The sequence below is a fragment of the Endozoicomonas sp. ALB115 genome (genome assembly GCF_049310245.1).
Classification (GTDB): domain Bacteria; phylum Pseudomonadota; class Gammaproteobacteria; order Pseudomonadales; family Endozoicomonadaceae; genus Endozoicomonas.
On the sequence record NZ_JBLYZG010000155.1, the window covers coordinates 1 to 2,660 of the forward strand.

General features: G+C 46.9%; 3 protein-coding genes. All 3 read left to right on the top strand.

Features of this window, described 5'->3' with window-relative positions; translation table 11 throughout:
* On the top strand, nt 1–1,568 hold a 1,568-nt coding region (locus tag ACO6VE_RS24235; RefSeq protein ID WP_422464041.1), incomplete at its 5' end, for a hypothetical protein.
* Entirely contained in the window at nt 1,558–2,004 is a 447-nt protein-coding gene (locus ACO6VE_RS24240; RefSeq protein ID WP_422464043.1) for a hypothetical protein, read from the top strand. The genes ACO6VE_RS24235 and ACO6VE_RS24240, both read left to right, overlap by 11 nt.
* Nucleotides 2,005–2,321: 317 nt before the next feature.
* Nucleotides 2,322–2,627 (top strand): hemagglutinin repeat-containing protein, encoded by a 306-nt coding sequence (locus tag ACO6VE_RS24245; RefSeq protein WP_422464044.1) that lies wholly within the window; start codon nt 2,322–2,324, stop codon nt 2,625–2,627.
* The last annotated feature ends 33 nt before the right edge of the window (nt 2,628–2,660 follow it).

The following is a 2,660-nucleotide window of genomic DNA, read 5'->3' on the forward strand; positions in this document are numbered from 1 at the left end:
AAATAGAGAACAAAGGCTCTGTTTCGGCACCCGGTGTGCTGGCCGCGAAAGACGACGACAGCAGTACCACGAAAAGCGGCATCAGCGGTGGCGCCGTTGTTATTACCGATGAAAAGAAACAGCAGGAGCTCACCGGTAAAGATGCGGATACAACCGTTGCTGAACTCAACCGGGATGTGAACAGCAGCACCGACAGTAACGGGCTGGACAAGATTTTTGATGAAGAGGAAATCAAGAACGGATTTGAGATTACTCAGGCGTTTGTGCAGGAAGCCAATACCTTTGTTCAACAACAGGCTGCACAGCTGGAACAGGATAAAGAAGCGCTCGATGCTGAGTTGAAGAAACCCCTTGATCAGCAAAACCCTGAACGGATTCAGGCACTGACCGACAGTATTGAGCAGGGTTCCACCTGGGAGATGGGCGGCACAGGACGTACTGTACTCACCGCTTTAACGACAGCAGCCAGCGGTAACGTAACTGGCAGTGCCAGCCAGATGATTGAATCCGTTGCGGTGAATTATCTGCAATCGTTGGGGGCGCAAAAGGTTAAGGCCATTGCAGATGAGCTGGATAGTGAAGAAGCTCGGGCTGCACTTCATGCAGTGGTTGGCTGTGTCGGTGCTTCGGCGCAGGGAAATAGTTGTTCCAGTGGGGCTGCCGGGGCGTCGGCGGCGGTTGTCGTTAATAACCTGCTGGATAGTATCAACGATGTTGATGGCTCAAAACTGGACGCAAGTGAACAGGAGAACCGTAAGAATTTAGTCACCAGTATTATTGCCGGGGTGACTGATGCAGCAGGTGGAGAAGCAACGGTTGCAGCAGCGGCTAGTCAAATTGAAACTGAAAGCAACTCTCTCGCAAAGATAGCAATTGCGGGCGTTAAACTATCCACCAAAGCCTACAAGAAACTCAAGAAGCAAGGCAAGATATCTGGAAAAGACCTCAAAGAGTGGATCAAAGAAGAAGGCTTGGATATTGCTGAGAGCGCTCAGGAGTTGCTTGACGGTGATTTTACTATTGATGATATTGATGCTGCGCTGAATCTGGTTCTGGGCTTCAATGGGAAGGATATTGAGAAGCTGGCAGCTGGGCTTAAAGGATCAAATGCAAAACGAAGTGGCAGTAATCCCACTGCTGAGAAAAAGCAACCGGTGATAGAAGGTGAAACTGATACATATGGAAGTGCTGCTCCAAGAAGTGAAAAAGATGGGCTAACTCCTGATCACATTCCTTCCTTTGCAGCAATAAAACAGGCCGTAAAAAACGCCGGGATCAAGCTTTCAGATACTCAGTTAAAAGCACTACGTAAGACCACAAACTGTGTTGTTGTGAAAACATGCGAGCATCAAAGCTTTTCTCGAACATTCGGCGGAAGAAATTCCGACCATAAAATCACACATGATGCTCGAGACTTATACAAAGCAGCTCAAGCAGATCTAAATGCTTGGGAAAAAGTTTGGCGGCAAAATGGTTGGAGCGATGATAAAATTAGAACCATAAAAAGAGAAGTTCATGACTTAAATTCGAAACTCTTTGCAGGAATGGGCATTAAATATGGACCTTAGCAGTTTTCTTGGCCAGACAACATTGTCAACATTATCTCAGCTTAAGCTAGCTTTCCCTGTTATTGATTACTCCGTAGTCGAGGGAGATGAGTTCATCAAGTTGCAAGAGCATGGTTGTTTTTTTTATTCTGAAAATAGTAGTGGTGTAATCTCGGGTTATCGCGTTTATTTTGTGTCTTACGATGACTATGACATTGTCGATACGAGTTTTGAGTATCCCTTAAAAGGTCTCATTACAATTGATGACGTCTCACGCCATTTGGGCAACCCTAATATGGATATACCATCAATTAAGATACCAGGTTTGGAGGCGACCTTACCTGGTTTTAGATTTTCAGATCAAAACCTGAATTATTTTGTCCACTTAATAGATGAAAAATACATATCCTATATAAACTATGAAAGAAAACTACCACTCCCCACAATGAGTGACTGAGTTGCCAACAGCCCCTTGCTAGTAAGAATTCGGTGAACCCATAGCCCACCGCCGGGTCTTCTGAGCCGGTGGTGTACCTTGGTTTCTTTGTCGAGAGAGCTATTGTAGAGACGCAGGAGGGCTGTGATTCTTGAGTCCCTGAAGACGCTCATCTGTCATCTAAAATCAAGGACACCCAATAATTTGCCAGCGATGTAGAAATCACAGCAGGCAGAGACCTTACCGCCACTGCCGCCAATATCACCAGTGGTAGCGGCAATGCTTCAATCACGACGGGCAATGACCTCACCTTCAAAGATGGCCGGTCCACCGTCTTTGTGGATGAAGCGCACAAACATACCGGCAGCAACGGTATGTTCTCAAAAACCACCGTAACCACCCGGGATACCCTGAATCAGGATCAGGCCATTGGCTCAAACCTCAGTGCCAAATCTCTGGATTTGCAGGCCGGAAACAACCTGACCTTCCGGGGCAGCAGTGCCGTTGCCACCGGCGACACTACCCTTCAGGCAAACAATATTGTTCTGGAAGCCGCAAAAAACACCCAGCAACAACAGAACCTTGAACTCGACTCTCAAGTTTCTAATGCACGAGTGTTTGATATTCAGGCAAACGATACTTGAGTGAAGCAGTTGGCATCATTCTCCCCAGCTCCC

Bases quoted from the DNA above. Each gene is read 5' to 3' on its own strand.
- ACO6VE_RS24240 (WP_422464043.1), top strand. From the start codon at position 1,558: ATGGACCTTAGCAGTTTTCTTGGCCAGACAACATTGTCAACATTATCT.